Source organism: Nguyenibacter vanlangensis (genome assembly GCF_038719015.1).
GTDB lineage: Bacteria > Pseudomonadota > Alphaproteobacteria > Acetobacterales > Acetobacteraceae > Gluconacetobacter > Gluconacetobacter vanlangensis.
On record NZ_CP152276.1, the window covers coordinates 1,806,683 to 1,825,478 of the forward strand.

Here is an 18,796-nt window from a genome sequence, read left to right on the forward strand (position 1 = left end):
GGAGAATGTCATGGACGGTCAGGAGGAAGACGACAGCGCCCGCTCGCTGGGCGAAGCGCTGTTTCGTGACATCCTGGCCCTGATCCATTCGGGCGGGATCGCCCCCGGCGCCACGCTGGGCGAAGCGACCCTGGCCCGTCAGTTCGGCGTCAGCCGCGGCCCGGTGCGCGAGGCGATACGCCGCCTGCAGGGCATCGGCCTGGTCACCCGCGAGCCTTTCGCCCGCGCACGCGTGGCATTGCTGGACAGGGCAGCGGTAGACGACCTGTTCGACATGCGCGTCGCACTGGAAGGCCGCGCCTGCGCCCTGGCCGCCACCCGCATGGACGAGTCCGCGATCACCTGCCTGCTGGCCGCGCTCGAGCAGGCGCGTCGCCGCGACCTGGGCGATCCCGACATCCCCCCCGACGATTTCGACTTTCACCTCCAGTTGATCGAGCATGCGAGCAGCCCGCGCATCTCGGCGGTCTTGGGCGGCGATCTCTATCCGCTGCTCCGGCTCTATCGCCGCTGGTCCGGCGCCCGGCCGGAACGCAAGAGCGTCGCATACCAGGAACATTGGCAGATCCTGCGCGCAATCCGCTCGCGCGACGCTGACCTGGCCCGCTCGCTGATGGAACAGCATATCGAAAAGGCGCGCGCCAACCTCATGACCGCGCTGGACGCATCGCCCACCATCCGACCAGCGCCAGCAGTGCAATCACCAGCGGCACCAGCCGCTCCGATCCTTCCAGCAGACCAAGCGTAACCCCGATCACCGCCAGGGTCGCGAGCGTGCCGGTCGCCGCGCAGAACCGCATCTCGCTACCTCCCCCGGGTAGCCGCCCCATCACGAATCCGCCGATGCAGGTCGCACACCAGGCGATCAGCAGGTTCAGGCTGGCAAATGTGCCGATCCAGATGAACCACCCCATATAGGATTCCTGTCCCGGTACCGGCCCCGTCGCAATGCGGATCGCGGCCACCAGCGCCGCCGTTCCGCCCAGCAAGACCAGATTGGGCAGCACCGGCACCCCGCGCCCGTTGCTGGTGCGGGCAAAGGCGGCGGGCAGCACCCCGTCACGCGCCAGACACAGCAACCCGCGCGCGATGGCGATGCTGCCGGCCGTAATCATCGCCAGTACGTCGGCAAGGGTCATCGTCATCAGAATGCCCTCGATCGCCGGCCCGCCGTAGCGTGGGTCCGCCGCCAGGGCCAGCAGCGGCATCTCCTGTCCGCCCAGGCGCCCCGCGTCGGCACCGAACCCGGCCAGGGCCGCAAAGGCCGTCAGCAGGTAGAAGGCCGCATTGACCCAGATCGTCAGGATCATGGCGCACGGAATGGCCCGCGTCGGGTTGCGGCATTCCTCGGCCAGACTCGCCGCCCCCTCGAAACCGCCATACATGAAAAAGGCGAAGCTCAGCCCCATCATGACACCGGCCAGCCCGTGCCCCTGCGCCGCCGGCAGCAGACCCGCCTGCGCCACCGCCGGAAGATGCGGCGACTGCACCAGAACCCAGGCGGAGAACAGCCCGACGGCACCGATCGACACGACGCTGATGGCAAGCTGCAGATGCACCGCCATCGTGATGCCGCGGGAAACCGACAGCGCCACCAGTGCCAGTCCACCCAGCGCCCCCAGCCACCATGGCAGCACATGGCCGGTCAGATGGTCGGCCATCGTGGCCGCCAGCCCGCCGAAAGTCAGCGTACCGTTGACGAAGGCCGCAATCGCACAGGCATAGAACAGCAGCCCGAACACGGTGCCCGCCCGACGCCCGAGAGAAAGCTTGAGGTAATCGTACAACGATCCCGGCGTGCGGACCTGCCGCGCGAAACCCGCAAAGACACGGGCAACGGCCATCAGCAGAAACGCGGCGATCAGAATGCACAGCGGCACCGCCCCGCCCGCGCCGAAGCCCGAAGCCCCCACCGTCACCAGCGGCACGAAGACGATCGCCGAATAGATCGGCCCGACGCCCGAGGCGGCCTGGGCCACCACGTCGGCCAGGCCGAGTTCGCCGCGCAGACGGCCGGAAGGCGCGGCGGTCATTCCGTTCCCGCTGCGGGCGGGGCCAGATCGCGCACGCTCAGATGCAGGGCATGCTCGCCATGCCGCAGGCTTTCCGCCGAATAGGAAAGGAAATATTCGTACCGGTCCGGGCGGTACATCACCATCAGCCGCTCCACGACGCGCCCGGCGGCATCCCGCGCGATTCGCAGCATGGACAGCAGCGGCGTGCCGATATCCACTCCCAGCGCCTCGGCCGCCGTCGCATCGGCCGCACAGGCGTTGAGGTGCTCGTCGAAATCGTGCAGTTCCACGCCCGCGGCTTCCAGCGCGGCGGAAACCGGCAGCGTCCCCAATTGCCGGCGCGGCAGGAAACGGGCGAACTCCGCAGGCAGCAGACAGACGGAATGCGATATCGCGGAGCGCGTGTCCGAGCGCACGCGTTCGATCCGCAGCAACGGCGCATCGACCGGCACGCCCAGCTGTTCAGCCATGACCGGCGACGCATCGACGGTTTCATAACCGACGATCCGCACCTGGGTCTTGAAGGCCAGCGAGACCTGATTACGCCGTACCGCAGTCGACTGCATGGCCGCCCGGATCGGGGCCGCGAGCGGAAAGGTCCCGCGCCCACGCAGGCGACGGATCAGCCCCTCGCTTTCCAGCCGCTTCATCGCCGTGCGCAGCGTAATGCGCGACACGCCGAAGACCTCGGACAGCTCCGCCTCCGTCGGCATGGGCTCATCCGGCTGGAAACTGCCCTCCATGAGCTTGCGATACAGCACGACGTAGACACGATGATGCAGGGGAATCAGCGATTGTTGCGACAGGGGCTCGATATCGCGCAGGGCGGTCTGGACAGTCGGTTTCTTGGCAGCCATGAAAATTCTGGGAACTCGCGTCGGTTTGCCCCGCAATGAAGCACGGAACGACACGCGTGATCCATCCATCCTCCACGCCCACCGCCCCTCCGGGGGCACGATTGCGGCCGCGGTCACGCCACCTCCGGCAGAACGGCCTCCAGCACCGGCGCGGACACGCGCACGCCGGCCGCCCGGCGCAGCCACCACGCGCAGGCGATGTTCGACGACAGGATCGGCACGAACCCCGCCTGCCGCGCCGCCAGAATCGCCGGCAACGTCAGCAGGCCGGTCCCGCTGATGGCCACCGCCTGCGCATCGCCCGAAATGCCATCCAGCCCCCGCTGAACGTCCGCCGTACCCATCTCGTAGGCACGGAATGTGTCCGACAGGCTCACCACCTGCACCACGTCATGGCCGGCCGCCTCCCAATAGGCCACGGCCTGCGCCGTCAACGCCTTCTGGTAAGGCGAGACCAGGGCCAGCCGCCGCACGCCCAGCGCCTCCAGCAGGCAACCGATGGCGTGACTGGCCGTCGCCACCTTCATCGCCTCCGTCCCCAGACGCTCCGACAATGCCCGGTCCCCGTCCGGCAGCAGGCGATAGCTCGGCCCGGTCAGCCCCACCACCGCCGCGTTCAGCGACAGCCCCGCCATCTGTCCCAGCATCGGGCCGTACAGGTCGATATAGCGCGCGTTACGCTCGTCCAGCGTAGTATCCGGCATCACCGGAAAGCGCGCCGCGTACAGCTTGCCGGCAGGCAGCAGAAGGCGCGCCAGTTCGGGCTCGACCGTCGGATTGGCCGGGGGCACGAGAACGCCCAGCCGCGGCATCCCCTCCAGATCGGTCAGCCCCGCGCACTGCGCGGCAGCCAGTGTCTCAGATCGCATCGATATCCTCCCGGTCGATCATGTCGAGCATCGAGGTCTCGACGAGGAATGCCCGCGCCTCCCACGGGTCGGCCGCGATCGCGCGCACGCACTCGGCCCAGTGCGACAGGTCACCCACGCTGCGGTCGGTCCGTTCCGCCAGCAGCGTGCTGCCTACCCTGTGCCGCCGTTCGGCTGCCGCCAAAACCGGCGCCACGTCGCCGCTCTCCAGTGCACGCAGGACCGCATTGGCAATCACGCACCCGTCATGCATGCCGCAATTCATGTTCATCCCGCCGCGCGTATTCGTCACATGGGCCGCATCCCCGATCAGGACGGCACGATCCACCGCATAGCGCGAGGCAATGCGCCGCGATGCGCGATAGAGGTCCCAGCCATCGACCGGCGGCGCCGCGATGGCCGCCGGCAGCACATCGCGCAGCACGGCTTCGACCCAGGCCCGATCACGCCGCGTCTCATCCAGCGCCGCATCGGACGGACGCAGGATGACGCGCCAGCAATCATGCATTTCAAGCAGGCTGATCGAACGATTGCCGTCGAACAGATAGGTCACGCCGTCCAGACCAGGAATGAAATCGGCCATCGGCGCACGAGTGATTACACGCAGCACTTCGCCGGGATAGACCTTGCCATCGAAACCGATGCCCATCTGCTCGCGCAGGGCGCTGCCCGCCCCGTTGGCCACCAGCACGAAATCCGCCTCCAGCGCCTGCTCGCGGCCATCATGCCAGAACCGCACGCAAGCGGCGCCATCCGCGCTCTCGCCCGACAGCACGTCGGCACCGAACAGCAGGCGCACATGGGGCAGCCTCTCCAGCGCATCCAGCGCCGCCCGCGCGATTTCGGCCTGTTCGACATGCACGCGATACGGATGTTCGGTCAGGTCAGCAAGCATCTCGAACGGAAAGCGCGCGAACGGCCCCGCGACCGTGCGATACTGGGCGGCCCGCACCACGCGCGTCCGCCCGCGCACCGGTTCGAGCAACCCCAGCCGGTCAAGGATATCAAGAGTCGGCGGATGGAATGTCGACGCCTTGGACGCGACATTGATCGTCTCCCGCTTTTCGAGAACGCAGACCGAAACGCCTGCGCGGGCCAGACGCAGCGCCGTGACGAGACCCACCGGTCCCGCGCCGCAGATGATGACCTTACCGTTCATCGAGCGGTGTTTCCTGTCATGGCGTCTCTTTTCATGCTCCATGGGTGCCGCAACCGAAACGATGTCGCTTGCGGTTCATGACTTAATGTCATACACATAATACATATGAAGTCAAACACCCTGAACGGAGCAGGAAAAACCAGCATGAGCGCGCTGCTTGTCGATGTCACTCCGACCGATTCCCGCCTGGCGCCCACCCCTCGCGCCGAGGATGGGTGCTTCGTCTATCGCCAGTATATCGACGGCGCGTTCGTCGATTCCGACGGCGAGGGCTGGATCGATTCCGACAACCCGGTCACGGGCACCGTCTGGGCACGCGTGCCCGACGGCACCGCATCGGATGTCGACCGCGCGGTCCGCGCGGCCACGGCCGCCTTCGCCACCGGCCCCTGGGCCACCACGCGGCCGACCGCGCGCGGCGCCCTGCTGCGCCGGCTGGGCGACCTGATCGAACAGAACGCCGACTGGCTGGCCAGGGTCGAACTCCAGGACAACGGCAAGCTGATTGCCGAACTCTCCATGCAGATGCGCTACATGGCGCAATATTACTATTATTACGGCGGACTGGCAGACAAGGTCGGCGGTTCCGTGATTCCATCGGACAAGCCCGGCATCTTCAATTTCACGACATACGCACCCTGCGGCGTGGTCGCCTGCATCATGCCGTGGAACTCGCCCCTGCCGCTGACCAGCCTCAAGCTGGCGCCGGCCCTGGCGGCGGGCGCGACGGTGGTTCTCAAGCCGTCCGAATTCACGTCGGCCTCGCTGCTGGAATTCGTCAAGCTTGTTGAACTGGCAGGCTTCCCGCCCGGCGTGGTCAATGTGGTCACCGGCCGCGGTGCCGTGACGGGCGACGCCCTGGTCTGCCATCCCGGCATCCAGCGCATCGCCGTCACCGGCGGCCCGGAGGCCGGTCGCATCATCGCCGAGAAGGCGGCACGGCACATGAAGCGCGTCACGCTCGAACTGGGCGGCAAATCTCCCAATATCGTCTTCGCCGACGCGGATATGGACCAGGCGGTCAAGGGGGCGGTTGCTGGCATTTTCGCCGCCTCCGGCCAGACCTGCGTGGCAGGCTCGCGCCTGCTGCTGCAGGACAGCATCCACGATGCGTTTCTGGCACGCCTGGTCGATTTCATCCGCGATGTCCGTTTCGGCTCCCCCGCCGACCCGGCGACCCAGATCGCGCCCATCTCCACCCGGCCGCAGTTCGAGAAAGTCCGTTCCTATGTCGACATCGCGCAGCAGGACGGCGCGCGCCTGGTCGCCGGCGGCAAACCCCGCGCGGTTCCCGGCTTCCCCAACGGACTGTTCTTCGAACCCACGATCTTTGCAGACGTAACTAATGACATGCGCATCGCGCGCGAGGAAGTCTTCGGCCCCGTCCTCAGCGTGCTGCGCTTCCGCGACGAGGAAGATGCCATCAGAATCGCGAACGATACCGAATTCGGCCTGGCGGCAGGTGTATGGACCGAATCCCTACGACGCGGAATTCTGATGTCCGAACGGCTGCGGGCGGGAACGGTGTGGGTGAACAATTACCGCTCCACCAGCACCACCTCGCCGTTCGGCGGCTTCGGCATGAGCGGCGTCGGACGCGAGGGCGGTATCGCAGGCATGATGGAATATCTCGAAACCAAGAGCGTGTGGATCTCCACCACCGCCGAAATCCCCAATCCTTTCGTGCGGCGCTGACGCGGCACGCATCGCAACGATCACGGAGTACCCGCCATGGATGAGAGACCACGCCTATGGGACCGGTTCCTAACGGAACGGGACCGCCAGGTCTATGCCGCCTCGGGCTATGGAAAACGCGGGGGCTTCGGCTCCCGCCCGGCCCTGTTCATCATCGACGTGCAGTATAATTTCTGCGGCGACGGGCCGGAGGACATCCTGGACGGACTCAGGACCTATCGCACCCATTGCGGGCCGGAAGCCTGGGCGGCGGTGGCGCACATCGAACGCCTCCTGCTGCTGGCGCGCGAGAAGAACCTGCCGATCTTCTATACCGAAAGCGCGCGCCGTGCCGACCTGCGCGATTCCGGGGTACAGGTCGGCAAGAACCATCGCGGGCACGAAAAGACGGTCATCGAGGGCACCCATGCCACGCGCGTCGTCGCTCCCCTGGCTCCCCGCCCCCAGGATTATCTGATCGGCAAGCGCAAGCCGTCCTGCTTCTTCGGCACGCTGTTCATGAGCCAGCTCAATTTCCTCGACGTCGATACGCTGATCCTGACCGGCTGCACGACGTCGGGATGCCTGCGCGCCACGGCTGTCGATGCCTATTCCTACAATTTCAAGACCATCATCCCCGAAGAAACCGCCTTCGATAGGTTCGAGGCCAGCCACGCGATCAACCTGTTCGACCTCAACTGCAAATATGCCGACGTCATCCCCACCGACGACGTCGCCGCTTACCTCAGCGCCTGCCCCGTGCGGGCGGAGACCCCCTGATGCCCGTCCCCGACTACACCCGTTCGCGCGCCTATCGCGCGGCCGCGTGCACGCACCTGCCTTTCGGCGTCTCTTCCACTCCACGCGGACGGCAGAGCCCGGTGCCGGTAGTGATCGAGGAGGCACAGGGCGTTCACCTGACCGATCTGGACGGCAACCGCTATATCGACTTCACCCTCGGCTACGGCCCGCTCCTGCTGGGTCATACACCCGATTGCGTGCAAGCAGCGGTCACGCGGGAGATGGCCCGCGGCCTGCGTACGGCAACGGTCCACCGGGGCGAGGCCGCGCTGGCGGACCTGCTGGCCGAGTGCGTGCCCACGGCCGAACAAACGGCCTTCGTCACGACCGGCACCGAGGCCGTGCAGCTTGCACTGCGCATCGCCCGCGCCGCGACCGGGCGGCTCAAGATCGCGAAGTTCCGCGCCAATTACCATGGCTGGATCGACAACCTGCATGTCGCCGGCACGCCGGGCAATGACGGCGCCTGTACGAGCGGCCAGGACCCGGCCGCCTCGGCCGATGTGGTGCTGTTCGACTGGGGCGATGCCGCGCAGGTAGGCGCGCTCGACAGCAGCTTCGCCGCCGTGATCCTGGAGCCCGCGGCGATCAATCCCGGCTGCTTCGCACCGCCGCCGGGCTTTCTCGAAGCCGTCCGGGTTATCACGCGCAAGCACGGGATCGTACTGATCTTCGACGAGGTGATCACCGGTTTCCGTCTCGGTCTCGGCGGCGCCCAGCAACGCTACGGCGTGCTGCCTGACCTGACGGTACTGGGAAAGGTGCTAGGCGGTGGCCTGCCGATCGGCGCGGTAGCGGGGCGCCGCGACATCATGCACGACGTCGCGACCGGGCGGCTGCTGCATCGTGGCACCTTCAACGGCAATCCGCTGTCCCTGGCGGCGGGCTTCGCGGCCATATCCCACCTGCGCACGTACGCTTCAACGCTCTACCCGAGGCTGGATGTCATGGCCGCCGGACTGTCTGCCCATGTCAACGCGCAGGCCATGCGGGCAGGAGTCGCGGCGTGCGCCCAGGTTGTCGGCTCGGCCGTGCAACTCTTTGTCGGAACAAAGGGGCTGACCTGCATCGACGACCTGACGCAGGTGGACCGGGCAGAGACTGCCCGCCTGACGGACGCCCTGCTCCAACGCGGCATCTACGCCCTACCGCGCGGCCTGATGTATCTGGGCGCGCCGCATGACGACACCGACATGGCCGCGACCTACCACGCCCTGTCGGAAGCCCTCGAAACCTTACGGACCCCACCCATACAGCAAGGGTCGTAACGTTTTTTCAGTCAGTCGCCGTACAGCACGATTGTTCGGCGCATCAGCACAGCGCCGGCACCGTCAAGAAGGGGCACGAATCAGGCCATCGGACGGTCCCGGGATGGTCTGACCACAAAGATCCACGCCATCTGCGGTGCTCTGGGTAACCCGGTGGAACTCGATATCACACCGGGTCAGGATGCCGATATCATTCAGGCAGAACCGCTTCTGGCGAACATCGACCCGGATGCTTTTCTGGCCGATAAGGCATATGATGCAAACAGGCTGATTGACCATTTGACAGAGCGCGGGATTACCCCGGTCATCCCGCCCAAAAGCGACAGGACAACACAACGGGAAACGGACTTCGCTCTTTATAGGGAACGAAACCTTGCCGAACAGTTCTTAAAAAACCTGAAACAGTTCCGCGTCATCGCAATCCGTTACGACAAGCCCAGCCCGTCATCGATCATGGCTATACGCCCCGAAGCCAGAGCAAAACGCTGGCGATAGGTACCCGTTACATATTCACCCTGGGCTGAGGGCTGATGCGGCAGCCCGCTCTGTGTCTCCAGACGCCCGGCCAGGTCAGCGACCTCACGCTCCCGCAGGGTGGCCACCATGCCACGCGGATAGCGCACCTGCTCCCATCCCGCGGCGACTCCCTCTTCGACCAGATGCTCAGACCGCCGGGCCAGCGCGTCCCGCACCTCGGCGCCGTATCCCCCTTCCCCCAGGGTCGGCTCCGCCGTCTCGTCCAGCCGCCATCGTCCACCCCCGGATGCGGACAGCACTCTCACTGCAACGCGCGACGACGCAGCCATGCCCGATGCCTTGCCCTGTTGTGGGCGTCGGGCTGTTGCCGTGCCTCCAGCCGATGGTGAAGGTGACGCCAGCAATCGGGACTGGCCTCTCTCGGATCGATGCCCTGCGCCTCGACCGCGTCGATCGCTTCCAGTACACGCTGGACGCGCGGCCATGAACTCTGGTGCAGCAACACCTCGCCACCGGGCCGCACTGTCCGGCCGTCGCGCCCCTGATAGCCGACCAGATATGGCGGGTCCGTGAGGATGAAATCCACGCTCCCGCGCGGCATGGCCCGCATGAGGGAAACGCTGTCGCCGTGGCGGATCATATTACGGAAAGCCCCATTCGCGTTGTCGATCATGTCCCTGTCTCCTGCTGGTAAAATCGCAGGGGAAGCAGCCCTGCGTGCTTCCCGGAGGCGGGCGACCGCGCGGAAAGGATGGGGACAAATGACGGCGGGAGTGGCCGGGTTGCGCGCCAGCGGGGCGAAGCCCTGCGCCGTCGCGCGGCCCTGCCGCTCTGTAGGCGGCGTTTGGGGGAAGGAAAACCAAGGGTTTGCCTTCCCCTCTTACCCGCCGGTCCAATATTGCGAATGACTACGAAAGCGAAAGATCAGCTTTCAATTTGACGATTTTTGATCCGCCTTATCCTTGAACGGCTATTTCGTATCGTAACTTGACTGTGAGCTTCTAACTGTTTCCCAGTTTTCTTTGGCCCAATCGACCAATCCTTGCGTGGGGCGCAGCAGGCTCCTTCCGAGCGTCGTCATCTCGTATTCAACGCGCGGCGGCACCTCGGGAAACACTTCCCGGATCACCATCCCGTCACGTTCGAGATTTTTCAGGGTCGAAGAGAGCATTCGTTGCGAAATGCCTGGAACCGCACGTTCGAGTTCGGAGAAACGGGCACGACCGCCAAGAAGGTCAAGTGAGAGTACGACGAAGATCGTCCACTTGTCACCAATCTTCGTCAACAGTTCCCGCACCGCCATAGGATCTGAACTCCGGCAGATCGCCGCAGGGTCCAACTGTCTAGGGTCTGTGGGGATTTAGCGTGAGTTGATGACACCTGCGGCGAGATATATCATCGCCTCGAAGCTCCGGTCGGTTTTGCAGGCTCGCATGGCGATGCGCTTGAACTCCTTGAGTTTGCAGAAGAAGTTCTCGATCAGGTGACGCCATTTGTATATCTCTTCGTCAATGGCGCGCGGGTTCTTGCGCTGTGACCGTTGTGAGATGACGACTTTCGCGCCTCGCTGGTCGAGTTCTTCGATGATCCAGTTGGCATCAAAGGCCTTGTCGCCCAGCAGGGCTTCGAAGTTGATGCCATCGATCAAAGGGGCGACGCCGATCGTGTCGTAGCGGTTCCCCGGTAGCAGTTTGAAGCGAACAAGGTTGCCCAAGGCATCGGTCAGGGCCAGGATCTTGGTCGTTATCCCGCCTTTGGAACGACCAATGGCCTGGCTCTGAGTCCCCCTTTTGCGCCTTGGCCGTGCCGGTGGACCTTGACGATAGTGGCATCAACCATGGCGTATTCCATGTCGGGGTCTCCCGACAAGGCATCAAAAATCCGCTTGAAAACATCGGCTTCGCGCCAATCACGAAACCGGCGGAATGCCGTATTCCAGTTGCCGAATGTGGCAGGAAGGTCCCGCCATGGGCTGCCTGTTCGGACAATCCAAAGAACCGCCTCAATGAATAGCCGGTTGTCGCGGCCACTGCGTCCGGGATCAGACAGCTTACCCAGGCAATGCGGTTCTATCTTCGCCCATTGGGCATCGGTCAGTACTAAGCGATCCATCCAGAGGGTGAATCACATCTCCGCTAAAATAGGAATCCCAAATCCCCACAGACCCTAGTCCGGCTTGGTTTTTCCATAACTGACCTCAATGTAAGTGACTGATCTCAAAGTGCCTTCTTCCTGGCAATGGGCTTCCGATTTATATGTAGCTCTCATTCGGTAAGCAACATCGCGAACTACGGAGTGAACCAGATGCCAAATCCGAGATACGCTGCCTACAAGCCCGCTGCTCCTTACTTCGATCTGGTTCGAAGAGCACTCGGTAACCTTGTTGACGGCGAACATTTCTTCGACGCCGTGACCGATGAGACCATCTACGAGGTTCTCTACGACGTACCCGGATGGCCGCGCGTCATCAAAGGGCGGCTCGATCTGATGGCTGCGTTCCGGGGCTATGTCGGCGCGATCAGGCTTCAGTCCGCTGACAAACTGGTCGTCCACCGGACAGACGAAGGAGCCGTCGTCGTCATCGAATACGAGGTCCATGGGACAATTCTCGCAACCGGGGTGGAATACGACAATCGATTCTGCTCGATCGTCAGGATCGAAAACCGCAAAATCCTACACTGGCGGGACTATATGGATTCTCTCGCGGCCTGGAATGCCCTGACGGCGCTTGCTCAAGGGGCCACGCCATGAACCGGATTCTCATGATTGAGGTCAGCCCGAGGGGGCAGGATTCGGCGAGCCGAGCGGTCGCCGGCACACTCGCCACACGGCTTGCCAGTCTCTGCCCGTCAGCGCAGTTCGTACGCCGGGATCTGGCGAGCGAACGCCTGCCCCATCTGGACGATGTCACGCTCCGGGCTATTTCGACGAAAGACCCGGCCGAAGCAATACGGTTGAAGGAAGCTGCCTACCAGTCAGACCGACTGACTGATGAGCTTCTGGCTTCCGATCTTCTCGTCATCGCGACGCCAATGTGGAATTTCGGTATTCCGTCGGCCCTTAAAGCCTGGATTGATCTGGTCGTTCGACCGGGCCGGACGTTTCACTATACCGATGGCGGCGTCGTTGGTCTGGCAAAGAACAAGAAGGCGATTCTGGTTCTCGCTTCGGGTGGCGTCTTCACGGAAGGCCCATGGCGACCATGGGATTTTGTCGAACCCTATCTGCGTCAAATCCTCGGCTTTAGCGGCATTGAGGATGTGCGGTGTGTCCGGGTCGAGGGCATGAATATTCCCGACCTGGCGGCCGGGGCTGTGGAGAAAGCGAACAAAATTGTGGAGTCTTTGATTCTGTAGCCACCACTCCCCCGCTCCAATCACCCACTTGTGATATCTTCCGTCTGGGCTGAAATACCGCCAAATGTACGCCTGACTACGCCCCAGTACGCAGCGACCGACACACACCGACAACCCATTGGAATGGCTCTATTTTTCCGGTTGCACGGCGTTTCTTAGCACGTGATGCTGCTGTCCTCTCCAGACGGAAAGGGCAGGACGATGACGGACGAAAACCGCATATCGAACGCCGGACCGAATTCTCCGGTCAACGATAACGAACCCGGCAGCAATATCCAATCCATTCCTCCCAATCCGGCCATGAAGGCGCGAACGGACGCACTGATCCTCGTCCTGGCGCGCCTGCTGGGACGGCAAATCGCCCGCGAGGAATTCGAGCGTCGGCTGGAGCAGATCGCCAACGACAACGATCCGGCCGATACAGCAGCGTCGGAGCACGAGGAATGAGATTATCCTTGAGAAAGAGATATTATACGTATAATATGGGCATCACCATTTCCTCAGCAGGATGCCCCGCCCATGCCCACTGTCGGCGCCCTCGAATTCCAGCGCAAATTCGGCGAATTCCAGCATCAGGCCCAGCGTGAGCCGGTTGAGATCACCCGTCACGGACGCCGTGAATATGTGCTGATGTCCGCCGATCATTATGACTGGCTCCGCGCGGCGGCCCAGCGAAGCCACCGGACGGAGGATGTGTCCGACGTGGTGCTGGCCGCTGTGGAGCGCGCGGAAATGGACCTGGACCATGCCCATCTCGACGAGTTGCTGAAGTAAAGGCCGTCCGTGTCGTTTCCCGAACCCAAACCGGGCCTCGTGGTCCGTTACGATTATCTGTGGACGCATGAAGCCGCGCGAGGACAGGATCAGGGCAAAGACCGCCCCGCCTGCCTCGTTGCTGCCAGCGACAGCGTGCTGCGGCCCCGCTATGTCGTGCTTCTGCCGATCACCCATACGCCGCCTTCCGGCGATACGGTCGGGATCGAGATACCGGCGAAGGTCAAGGCGGCGATCGGACTGGATGATGTGCCAAGCTGGGTGATCGTCTCGGAGCACAACGTCGATGAATGGCCGAGCGGCGGCGTATCGCCGGTCCCCGGCAAGGCGGGTGTTTTCGCCTACGGCTTCATTCCGCCCGGCCTGTTTACCAAAATCAAGGCGGAGTTTGTCGCCCTCGTCCGACAGAAGAAAAGTGCTGCCGTGCGTCGCTGACTGTGGAGAACTGGCAGGGATAAGGAAGTAAGGTCATGACCCGTGTCGCGCTCTATGCCCGCTATTCCTCGGACAGCCAGCGGGCGGCCTCGATCGAGGACCAGTTCCGGCTCTGTGAAGAGCGCGCCGCGCGCGAGGGCTGGCAGGTCGTGGAGTATTACCGCGACGCGGGCATCTCCGGGGCCAGTATGATCCTGCGTCCCGGTATTCAGACCCTGCTCCGCGATGCCCAGGCTGGGCAGTTCGACATCGTGCTCGCTGAGGCCCTCGATCGCGTGTCCCGCGACCAGGCCGACGTCGCCACCCTGTTCAAGCGTCTCCAGTTTGCGGGCGTCACCATTGTCACCCTGGCCGAGGGCGAGATCAGCGAGCTTCACGTCGGCCTGAAAGGAACGATGAACGCCCTGTTCCTCAAGGACCTGGCGATGAAGACCCATCGCGGCCTGCGGGGCCGGGTCGAGGCGGGCAAATCCGGCGGCGGCCTGTGCTACGGCTATCGTGTCGTGCATCAGATGGACGCGCGGGGGGAGTTGATCCGGGGTGATCGTGAGATCGACTGTAAGCGTGAGCTGATCCCCACGCTTGCATTCCATCATTCTATGGGCTGGATTGGCTCAGTTCATGCCGCAGCATTTCTTGTATTTTTTGCCGGAGCCACAGGGGCAGGGCTCGTTTCTGCCGACCTTTGTCGACAGGGCTGGTGCGTTCGAGAAGTGGTCCATGGAATTTGACAGGCGCTCGGCATGGAGTGTCTGCACCCAGTCGGGGATGAGATCCGGCGCGGTCTCCGTCAGCAGGGCGCCGAGTTCATCGCTGCTGTCGGCTGGGGCATCGGTCATGGCGACGAGCTTGCGTAGACCGACAAGGGCCCGGAGCACCGCCTCGTCGGGATCGAGCAAAAAGCTGTCCCACGCTTCAGGCCGCAGCGTCATGGCGCGCTCGAACCCCTCGATCCACAGTTCCCAGAGTATTTCGTCATGCCTTGTGTCGATATCGAACAGAGGCGCATAACGCCCGCGATCGAGATCCCTTAGCACGGCGTTGTAATGGCGCAGGATCAACCGAGCATCGTTCTCGTGTTCGAGAACAGGATCCCCCTCCTCGTCGGGATCGAGCGCCACGGGCAGCCATTCGGAGGGCAGGATCATCTCAGGACAGACGATGACGCCGGCGAGGAACCCGTCCAGTTCGCTCAACAGCATGGCTGTCTCGAGCCGTGCGAGGACGCGTTCGAGTTGACGCAGATAGGGAGGGAGTCTTGTCTGTGGCGGCATGCTGCGTAGTAGCGCAGCATTCCCGGCAGCCAGGATCAAGCCTTTTCAGGCGGGTTTCTGCTTTGCCTGTGGCGACCAGTTCCAGGGTAAAAGTTCGTCGATCCGGTTGATCGGATGCCCACGCGCGAGGCGGTCGATTACATCAGCCATCCAGCGTTCCGGATTCAGCCCGTTGAGGGCTGCCGTGGTCAGGAGAGTATAGAAGATCGCGGCTCGCTCTCCACCCCGGTCCGATCCCAGAAACAGAAAATTCTTCCGTGTCACCGCAATATTTCTGAGACAACGTTCGGAGAAATTATTGTCGATGGAGAGGCGGCCGTCGAGCGTATAGGCGCACAGGCGATCCCAGCGCGTCAGAGCGTAACGGAACGCCTTGCCCAGAGCATATTTGCCGGAGACCCGTGCTTTCTGGGCCGTTGCCCAGGTATGGAAATCCTTCAGGATGGGAACTGCCCGGGCCTGCCGGACGGCCAGGCGCTGTTCCGGCGGCAGTCCTCCGATCTCACGTTCGATGTCATAGAGCAGACCGATCCGGGCCACAGCCTCTTCGGCCAAGGGGGCCGGCTGTGTGGCGTAGACATCGAAAAAGTAGCGGCGCGCATGGGCCATGCAGGCCACCGGCCGGATCGGTGACGGCTTGCCGCCCTTGTTGCCAAACAGTTTTTCGTATCCCACATAGGCGTCCGAGTGCAGCCAGCCGGCATAATGCTCAAGATGGGTTCGAGGCCGCTCACCTTTGCGGTCGGCGCTGTAACAATACAACATCGCCGGCGGCTCGTTGCTTCCCCAGGTGGCGGGATCGTGGCCATAGCACCAGATCCGCGCTTCTTTCGTCTTTCCGCGCCCCGGCGCCAGCACCTTGATGGGGGTGTCGTCCGTCCACAGGACATCGCGGTTCATGACGTAGGCCTGGATGCGATCCCGCAGCGGTTCCAGCCACCACGCGCCGTGTCCGATCCAGTCGGCGAGCGTGCTGCGATCGATCTCCACGCCGTCGCGTGCGAGGATCGCCGACTGACGATGCAACGGCAGGCCGTCCCAGTATTTCGCGACAATCACGCTTGCAATCAGGCTGGCGGAGGCGCGCCCTTTCTCGATCGGTAAATCCGGCACAGGCGCCTGGAAAATCTTTTCGCACGAGCGGCAGGCCACGCGGGGGCGGACATAGCGCAAAACCTTCAGCGGCGCCGTGATCTTCTCCAGCACTTCCGTCACGTCCTCGCCGATGCGCACCAGGCGCTCGGGGTCGCATCGTCTACAGTCGCACACGACCGCCGGCGCCAGTTCGATCACTTCGCGCGGCAGGTGCTCGGGCAGCGGGCGGCGGATGGCCTTGCGGCGTGGCGTGGATGTCTCGCCCTTTTCGCGTTCCCGGGCCGCCCGTTCGGCACTGGCCTCGGCCAGCGTCTCCTCGAATTCGTCGAGCACCAGTTCGAGCTGGTCCATCTCCTTCTGGTGACGCTCGGATTTCTGCCCGTATTTCTGCCGCCGCATCAGGGCCAGCTGCTCCCGTGTGCGCTCGATCTGTAACTGCAGGGCCGTGCATTTGTCCTCCGCGCGGGCCAGAGCCTCACGGGTCGCCGCAAGTTCGGCACGTAACGCAGCCAATTCCTCAGCAGGATCTGTCGTGGGGTCGGACATGACCCGATCGTAAGGGAGGCAAGGGATCAGCATAAGAAAAACCGCATCATCACCCCACCACTTGCGGCCTTGCCGTCCAGGCCGTGGCGCGCCAGTCGATGGCTTCAACGAGCATCGCCATCTGACCCGTCGTCAGGGACACCGAGCCATCTTTGGCCTGGGGCCACACGAACTTCCCGGATTCAAGGCGTTTCATCGCAAGGCACATGCCCTGCCGATCCCAAAACAAAACTTTTATCGTGTCGCCTTTGCGCCCACGGAAAATGTAGATCGATCCATCGTGAGGATCCCGGCCCAATGTAGTCTGCACCTGCAACGCCAGGGAGTTGATCCCGCGTCTCATGTCTGTCACCCCGCAGGCCAGCCAGATCCTGACCTCTCCCGATGGCCAGATCATGGCCGTCCCAGGCCAAGAACCAGCCGACACACCGCGTCGGGATCAAACGTCGTGCCCGTCCGGATGCTGATGCCGTTCGGCAGAACAATCTCGACAGCCGCCACAGGCGACGACGCGCCCGGCTGCCGTGCCGTCATCGCCAAGCCCCCGACATGAACCGGCATAAATCCCTCGGCGGCAGGAAACATCATCAACTGCTTGCGCCATATATAAAGCTGGGCTTGCGCGATCCCATACTGTTCCGCGACAGCCCTGCGGCTTGCTCCCGGCGCAAAGGCCTCTTCGAGGATGCGAACCTTTTCCTGATCGCTCCAGCGACGACGACGGATGACGCGGCGCCGGATTTCAATTTCCTCGCGCGGTCCAGCCCCGTAAGAACTGGTCATATGACCGTCATTACGACCCGTCATATGACTATCAATAATACCAGTGGTAGTTGAAATATCTGGCTCGAAACCGTCGTTGCCAAAATCATCGTGTGTCATGACCGTCGCCCACCCTGCGGAAATCGACAGCATCATCCGCCCAGCAACCGAACAAATGCTATGTGGGGATCAGCTCACGCTTACGATCGACTCCATTCAGGCCGAAATCGTCCGCCGCATCTTCCGTGAGTTCGCGTCGGGCCGGAGCGCGCTTGCCATCGCCAGCCGCCTGAACGACGAAGGAATCCCCAGCCCGACGGGCGGGAAGTGGAACAACACCACCCTACGGGGCAACGCCCTGCGCGGCACCGGCATTGTGAACAACGAACTTTACATCGGACGCCTCGTCTGGAATCGCCTGCGCTATCTGAAAGACCCGCAAACCGGCAAGCGCGTCTCGCGGCTGAATCCGCAATCAGAGTGGATCATCACCGACGTTCCTGAACTGCGGATCATGGATGACGATCTCTGGCAGGCCGTCCGTGCCCGGCAGGCGCTGATCGCGGAGAAGAGCGTGAACATCAGTGCCGGCATCCGCGCTTCGAACAATCGACTCAATGGCCAGCGCCGGCCAAAATCGCTCCTGTCGGGTCTGGTGTTCTGTGGCGTGTGCGGCGGCCCCTGCTCGATCCGAGGTGGCGACCGCTTCGCCTGCTCCTCCCATATGGACAACCGCTCCTGCACCAACAGGACCACGATCCGCCGTCCGGAACTGGAAGACCGGGTACTGGCGGGTCTCAAGGACCGGCTGATGACGCCCGAAGCGGCAGCTGAAGCCATGCGCGCCTATGTCGAGGAAACCAACCGCGCCAATCATGAGCGCCGCGCCAGCACGGCGGGATGGCAGACGGAACTGACCAGGCTGCGCAAGGGGCTGAAACAGATGCTCCAGGTGATCGAGGATGGCGGCTATACGCGCGGCATGGTCGAGCGTATGCGCGAGATGGAAGCCCGCGAGGATGAACTGGTCGCCCTGCTTGCCGCCCAGCCGCAGGACGTGCCCGATATCCATCCCAACGTCGCCGGAATCTTCAAACACAAGGTCGAGCGGCTGGCGGAAACCCTGAACCATCCCGAGGACCGGCAGGAAGCCTCCGAGGCCATCCGCGCGCTGATCGAGAAGATCGAGCTCCATCCCGGCAAGGGCCGGGGCGAAATGCACGCCACGCTCCATGGTGAACTTGGAAAATTGCTGGATTTCGCCGCCTCACGCGGTCAGGGAGCCAAAAACACGAACACTCCCGGAGCCAAGGCTTCGGGAGTGTCGGTATCGGGTATTGCGGGGGCACACAAGCACCGATTCCCACATTCACTGCAGGCGGCGATATAATTTAGCAGTATCAGCTTTTTAACACCTCACCTCAACTCATCTGG

Annotated in this window: 21 protein-coding genes and 3 pseudogenes; 12 read left to right on the plus strand and 12 right to left on the minus strand. The window is 63.4% G+C overall.

Annotated elements, in window-relative coordinates; all coding sequences use genetic code 11:
• Positions 1-10 precede the first annotated feature (10 nt).
• A complete protein-coding gene (locus tag AAC691_RS08270; protein ID WP_342629675.1) occupies positions 11-748 on the plus strand; it encodes a GntR family transcriptional regulator in 738 nt (245 codons plus the stop codon).
• On the opposite strand, the gene AAC691_RS08275 is transcribed toward AAC691_RS08270, so the two are convergent.
• The 4 genes from AAC691_RS08275 to AAC691_RS08290 form a co-directional block, all read right to left on the minus strand.
• Positions 648-2,033 (minus strand): APC family permease, encoded by a 1,386-nt coding sequence (locus tag AAC691_RS08275; RefSeq protein WP_342629676.1) that lies wholly within the window; start codon positions 2,031-2,033, stop codon positions 648-650. The two genes, AAC691_RS08270 and AAC691_RS08275, sit on opposite strands and share 101 nt — an antisense overlap.
• Complete coding sequence (locus AAC691_RS08280) at positions 2,030-2,872, minus strand: GntR family transcriptional regulator (RefSeq protein WP_342629677.1); 843 nt, start codon at positions 2,870-2,872, stop codon at positions 2,030-2,032. Before AAC691_RS08280 ends, AAC691_RS08275 begins: the two co-directional genes overlap by 4 nt.
• Before the next feature lie 113 nt (positions 2,873-2,985).
• Positions 2,986-3,741 (minus strand): hypothetical protein, encoded by a 756-nt coding sequence (locus AAC691_RS08285; RefSeq protein ID WP_342629678.1) that lies wholly within the window; start codon positions 3,739-3,741, stop codon positions 2,986-2,988.
• A complete protein-coding gene (locus tag AAC691_RS08290) occupies positions 3,731-4,900 on the minus strand; it encodes an NAD(P)/FAD-dependent oxidoreductase (RefSeq protein ID WP_342629679.1) in 1,170 nt (389 codons plus the stop codon). Before AAC691_RS08290 ends, AAC691_RS08285 begins: the two co-directional genes overlap by 11 nt.
• A 144-nt stretch (positions 4,901-5,044) precedes the next feature.
• Between AAC691_RS08290 and AAC691_RS08295 the strand changes: the two genes are divergently transcribed.
• The 4 genes and pseudogenes from AAC691_RS08295 to AAC691_RS08310 all read left to right on the plus strand — a co-directional run.
• Complete coding sequence (locus AAC691_RS08295; RefSeq protein ID WP_342629680.1) at positions 5,045-6,595, plus strand: aldehyde dehydrogenase; 1,551 nt, start codon at positions 5,045-5,047, stop codon at positions 6,593-6,595.
• Positions 6,596-6,631: 36 nt separating this feature from the next.
• On the plus strand, positions 6,632-7,354 hold the full coding sequence (locus AAC691_RS08300) for an isochorismatase family protein (protein WP_114728086.1): 723 nt from the start codon (positions 6,632-6,634) through the stop codon (positions 7,352-7,354).
• Positions 7,354-8,643 carry an aminotransferase class III-fold pyridoxal phosphate-dependent enzyme gene (locus tag AAC691_RS08305; protein WP_342629681.1) on the plus strand — a complete coding sequence of 430 codons (1,290 nt, stop codon included), beginning with the start codon at positions 7,354-7,356 and terminating at the stop codon, positions 8,641-8,643. The genes AAC691_RS08300 and AAC691_RS08305 overlap by 1 nt, the downstream gene beginning before the upstream one ends.
• A 38-nt stretch (positions 8,644-8,681) precedes the next feature.
• Positions 8,682-9,138: pseudogene (locus AAC691_RS08310) on the plus strand (IS5 family transposase); the annotation flags it as partial.
• Here the strand turns inward: AAC691_RS08310 and AAC691_RS08315 are convergent.
• The 4 genes from AAC691_RS08315 to AAC691_RS08330 form a co-directional block, all read right to left on the minus strand.
• A complete protein-coding gene (locus tag AAC691_RS08315; RefSeq protein ID WP_342629682.1) occupies positions 9,069-9,449 on the minus strand; it encodes a DUF3363 domain-containing protein in 381 nt (126 codons plus the stop codon). The pseudogene AAC691_RS08310 and the gene AAC691_RS08315 sit on opposite strands and share 70 nt — an antisense overlap.
• The gene (locus tag AAC691_RS22290; RefSeq protein ID WP_408906072.1) at positions 9,422-9,793 is read right to left on the minus strand and encodes a DUF2840 domain-containing protein; all 372 of its coding nucleotides are present in this window, start codon (positions 9,791-9,793) and stop codon (positions 9,422-9,424) included. Before AAC691_RS22290 ends, AAC691_RS08315 begins: the two co-directional genes overlap by 28 nt.
• Before the next feature lie 297 nt (positions 9,794-10,090).
• The gene (locus tag AAC691_RS08325; protein WP_342629683.1) at positions 10,091-10,423 is read right to left on the minus strand and encodes a helix-turn-helix domain-containing protein; all 333 of its coding nucleotides are present in this window, start codon (positions 10,421-10,423) and stop codon (positions 10,091-10,093) included.
• A gap of 57 nt (positions 10,424-10,480) precedes the next feature.
• Positions 10,481-11,232, minus strand: a protein-coding gene (locus AAC691_RS08330; RefSeq protein WP_176641871.1) for an IS5 family transposase whose coding sequence is annotated in 2 segments (ribosomal slippage) — positions 10,481-10,902 and positions 10,902-11,232 — 753 coding nt in all. Because the reading frame shifts where the segments join, the coding sequence is not laid out codon by codon here.
• Positions 11,233-11,424: 192 nt separating this feature from the next.
• Between AAC691_RS08330 and AAC691_RS08335 the strand changes: the two genes are divergently transcribed.
• The 6 genes and pseudogenes from AAC691_RS08335 to AAC691_RS08360 form a co-directional block, all read left to right on the plus strand.
• Complete coding sequence (locus AAC691_RS08335; protein ID WP_342629684.1) at positions 11,425-11,871, plus strand: nuclear transport factor 2 family protein; 447 nt, start codon at positions 11,425-11,427, stop codon at positions 11,869-11,871.
• Positions 11,868-12,476, plus strand: a complete 609-nt coding sequence (locus AAC691_RS08340; protein WP_342629685.1) for an NAD(P)H-dependent oxidoreductase — start codon at positions 11,868-11,870, stop codon at positions 12,474-12,476. The genes AAC691_RS08335 and AAC691_RS08340 overlap by 4 nt, the downstream gene beginning before the upstream one ends.
• Positions 12,477-12,677: 201 nt before the next feature.
• The gene (locus AAC691_RS08345; protein WP_342629686.1) at positions 12,678-12,923 is read left to right on the plus strand and encodes a hypothetical protein; all 246 of its coding nucleotides are present in this window, start codon (positions 12,678-12,680) and stop codon (positions 12,921-12,923) included.
• Positions 12,924-12,995: 72 nt separating this feature from the next.
• A complete protein-coding gene (locus AAC691_RS08350) occupies positions 12,996-13,250 on the plus strand; it encodes a type II toxin-antitoxin system prevent-host-death family antitoxin (protein ID WP_342629687.1) in 255 nt (84 codons plus the stop codon).
• A 9-nt stretch (positions 13,251-13,259) separates the two neighbouring features.
• The gene (locus tag AAC691_RS08355) at positions 13,260-13,685 is read left to right on the plus strand and encodes a hypothetical protein (protein ID WP_342629688.1); all 426 of its coding nucleotides are present in this window, start codon (positions 13,260-13,262) and stop codon (positions 13,683-13,685) included.
• 35 nt (positions 13,686-13,720) lie between these two features.
• Positions 13,721-14,278, plus strand: a pseudogene (locus AAC691_RS08360) (recombinase family protein); the annotation flags it as partial.
• Between the two features lie 21 nt (positions 14,279-14,299).
• Here AAC691_RS08360 and AAC691_RS08365 read toward each other — a convergent pair.
• The 4 genes from AAC691_RS08365 to tnpA are packed head-to-tail and all read right to left on the minus strand — an operon-like array spanning position 14,300 to position 17,482.
• Positions 14,300-14,998, minus strand: a complete 699-nt coding sequence (locus AAC691_RS08365) for a UPF0149 family protein (RefSeq protein ID WP_342627626.1) — start codon at positions 14,996-14,998, stop codon at positions 14,300-14,302.
• Between the two features lie 6 nt (positions 14,999-15,004).
• Positions 15,005-16,600 carry an IS66 family transposase gene (gene tnpC, locus AAC691_RS08370; protein ID WP_342627163.1) on the minus strand — a complete coding sequence of 532 codons (1,596 nt, stop codon included), beginning with the start codon at positions 16,598-16,600 and terminating at the stop codon, positions 15,005-15,007.
• Between the two features lie 49 nt (positions 16,601-16,649).
• A complete protein-coding gene (gene tnpB / locus AAC691_RS08375) occupies positions 16,650-16,997 on the minus strand; it encodes an IS66 family insertion sequence element accessory protein TnpB (protein WP_070402454.1) in 348 nt (115 codons plus the stop codon).
• The gene (gene tnpA / locus AAC691_RS08380; RefSeq protein WP_342629523.1) at positions 16,994-17,482 is read right to left on the minus strand and encodes an IS66-like element accessory protein TnpA; all 489 of its coding nucleotides are present in this window, start codon (positions 17,480-17,482) and stop codon (positions 16,994-16,996) included. The genes tnpB and tnpA overlap by 4 nt, the downstream gene beginning before the upstream one ends.
• Before the next feature lie 85 nt (positions 17,483-17,567).
• Between tnpA and AAC691_RS08385 the strand changes: the two are divergent.
• Positions 17,568-18,752, plus strand: a pseudogene (locus AAC691_RS08385) (recombinase family protein); the annotation flags it as partial.
• Positions 18,753-18,796 lie beyond the last annotated feature (44 nt).

Bases quoted from the DNA above. Each gene is read 5' to 3' on its own strand.
- AAC691_RS08270 (WP_342629675.1), top strand. From the start codon at position 11: ATGGACGGTCAGGAGGAAGACGACAGCGCCCGCTCGCTGGGCGAAGCG.
- AAC691_RS08275 (WP_342629676.1), bottom strand. From the start codon at position 2,033: ATGACCGCCGCGCCTTCCGGCCGTCTGCGCGGCGAACTCGGCCTGGCC.
- AAC691_RS08280 (WP_342629677.1), bottom strand. From the start codon at position 2,872: ATGGCTGCCAAGAAACCGACTGTCCAGACCGCCCTGCGCGATATCGAG.
- AAC691_RS08285 (WP_342629678.1), bottom strand. From the start codon at position 3,741: ATGCGATCTGAGACACTGGCTGCCGCGCAGTGCGCGGGGCTGACCGAT.
- AAC691_RS08290 (WP_342629679.1), bottom strand. From the start codon at position 4,900: ATGAACGGTAAGGTCATCATCTGCGGCGCGGGACCGGTGGGTCTCGTC.
- AAC691_RS08295 (WP_342629680.1), top strand. From the start codon at position 5,045: ATGAGCGCGCTGCTTGTCGATGTCACTCCGACCGATTCCCGCCTGGCG.
- AAC691_RS08300 (WP_114728086.1), top strand. From the start codon at position 6,632: ATGGATGAGAGACCACGCCTATGGGACCGGTTCCTAACGGAACGGGAC.
- AAC691_RS08305 (WP_342629681.1), top strand. From the start codon at position 7,354: ATGCCCGTCCCCGACTACACCCGTTCGCGCGCCTATCGCGCGGCCGCG.
- AAC691_RS08315 (WP_342629682.1), bottom strand. From the start codon at position 9,449: ATGGCTGCGTCGTCGCGCGTTGCAGTGAGAGTGCTGTCCGCATCCGGG.
- AAC691_RS22290 (WP_408906072.1), bottom strand. From the start codon at position 9,793: ATGATCGACAACGCGAATGGGGCTTTCCGTAATATGATCCGCCACGGC.
- AAC691_RS08325 (WP_342629683.1), bottom strand. From the start codon at position 10,423: ATGGCGGTGCGGGAACTGTTGACGAAGATTGGTGACAAGTGGACGATC.
- AAC691_RS08335 (WP_342629684.1), top strand. From the start codon at position 11,425: ATGCCAAATCCGAGATACGCTGCCTACAAGCCCGCTGCTCCTTACTTC.
- AAC691_RS08340 (WP_342629685.1), top strand. From the start codon at position 11,868: ATGAACCGGATTCTCATGATTGAGGTCAGCCCGAGGGGGCAGGATTCG.
- AAC691_RS08345 (WP_342629686.1), top strand. From the start codon at position 12,678: ATGACGGACGAAAACCGCATATCGAACGCCGGACCGAATTCTCCGGTC.
- AAC691_RS08350 (WP_342629687.1), top strand. From the start codon at position 12,996: ATGCCCACTGTCGGCGCCCTCGAATTCCAGCGCAAATTCGGCGAATTC.
- tnpC (WP_342627163.1), bottom strand. From the start codon at position 16,600: ATGTCCGACCCCACGACAGATCCTGCTGAGGAATTGGCTGCGTTACGT.
- tnpB (WP_070402454.1), bottom strand. From the start codon at position 16,997: ATGATCTGGCCATCGGGAGAGGTCAGGATCTGGCTGGCCTGCGGGGTG.
- tnpA (WP_342629523.1), bottom strand. From the start codon at position 17,482: ATGACACACGATGATTTTGGCAACGACGGTTTCGAGCCAGATATTTCA.